The following is a 1,359-nucleotide window of genomic DNA, read 5'->3' on the forward strand; positions in this document are numbered from 1 at the left end:
CGAGCCCGAGCCCGAGCCCGAGCCCGAGCCCGAGCTGCCCACCGCGCAGGACGAAGCGCCGGTCGGTCTCTCGCTCGCGGAACGCCCTGGTGGTTTGACCTTCGACGAGGCCGTCCTCCAGGAGCAGGTACTCGGGCCGGACGCGGACGGGGAGATCCTCGACATCTTCCTGGAAGAAGCCGAGGAAGAAATCCAGAGCCTGGACGAGCAGTACCCGATCTGGCGTTCGGCACCGGGCGACATGGATACGCTTTCCATCGTGCGTCGTTCCTTCCACACGCTGAAGGGCTCCGGCCGCCTCGCGGGAGCGTTGCGGCTCGGCGAGTTCGCCTGGGTGGTGGAATCCTTCCTCAACCGGCTGCTCGAAGGCACCGATCAGGCGGATGGAGACACGCTCTCCGCCGTGGGCGATGCGGTGTCGGTGCTCCCCGGACTGGTGGCGGAGGTGCGTGACCAGAAGGGACCGGAAACGCCGGTCCTCGATATTGTACTGCGCCTGGACGCCCTGGCCGCCGGCGAGCCCGCCGCGACCGCTACGGACGCAGAGCCGGCCCCGGCGGCGGCGCCTCCGGCAGGCGCCGGGGACGATCTTGCGGCCCTGGCGCGCAGCATGGAGGCCCTGGATGCTCCCGACGAGCCCGAGCCCGAGCCCGAGCCCGAGCCCGAGCTTGAGCTCGAAGGCGGGCTCGAGCACGACTCGCTGATCGAACTCGAGTCTCCGGTCCCGGAGGGCGACGCATCCGCCCCGGAGCCGGGCTCTGGCAAGGAATGGCCGGCGACGGACCAGGAAGAAGGTCATGTACTTGACGTCCCGGCGGACGAGGACGAGGCACCGGCGGAGGAGCCGGCGATCGACCCGCAGCTGTGGGAGGTCTTCTCGGCCGAGGCCCTCAGTCATCTGGACACGGTTCGGTCGTGGCTGGAGGAAGCGGAGGCTGGCCCGCCGCGCCCGCCGAGCTATGCGCTGGAGCGGGCCCTGCATACCCTGCACGGCAGCGCGCGCACCGCGGGCGTCTCGACCGCGCATTCGGTGTGTCGTCCGTTCGAAAACCTGGTGCACCTGCATCGCGAGATGGAGGAACCGCTGGGCCCGCAGGCCATTGAGCTGCTGCGTCGAGTGGCCGACCACCTCGGTGCGGTGGTCGAATCGCCGGTGCCACCTCCGGTAGCTCGGCTCGAGACGCCGCCGGAATGGGTGAACGAGGTCGAGGGCCTGTTCGCCGAAGCCCAGGACCGCTGGAATCGGCCGTCCGGGGGGCTGGAAGCCGAGGCGCTCGCCGAGGTTACGGGCGACCTTAAATCGGAGACCGAGCTCGAACCGGAGCCGGAGCCAGAGCCAGAGCCAGAGCCAGAGCCGGA

General features: G+C 70.1%; 1 protein-coding gene. It reads left to right on the top strand.

The window, feature by feature from the left end; genetic code table 11:
• Window positions 1–1,359 (top strand): Hpt domain-containing protein (locus G020_RS0114535; RefSeq protein WP_029681367.1); only part of this gene is annotated, 1,359 nt, incomplete at both ends.

It is taken from the genome of Thioalkalivibrio sp. ALR17-21, assembly GCF_000420185.1.
GTDB lineage: Bacteria > Pseudomonadota > Gammaproteobacteria > Ectothiorhodospirales > Ectothiorhodospiraceae > Thioalkalivibrio > Thioalkalivibrio halophilus.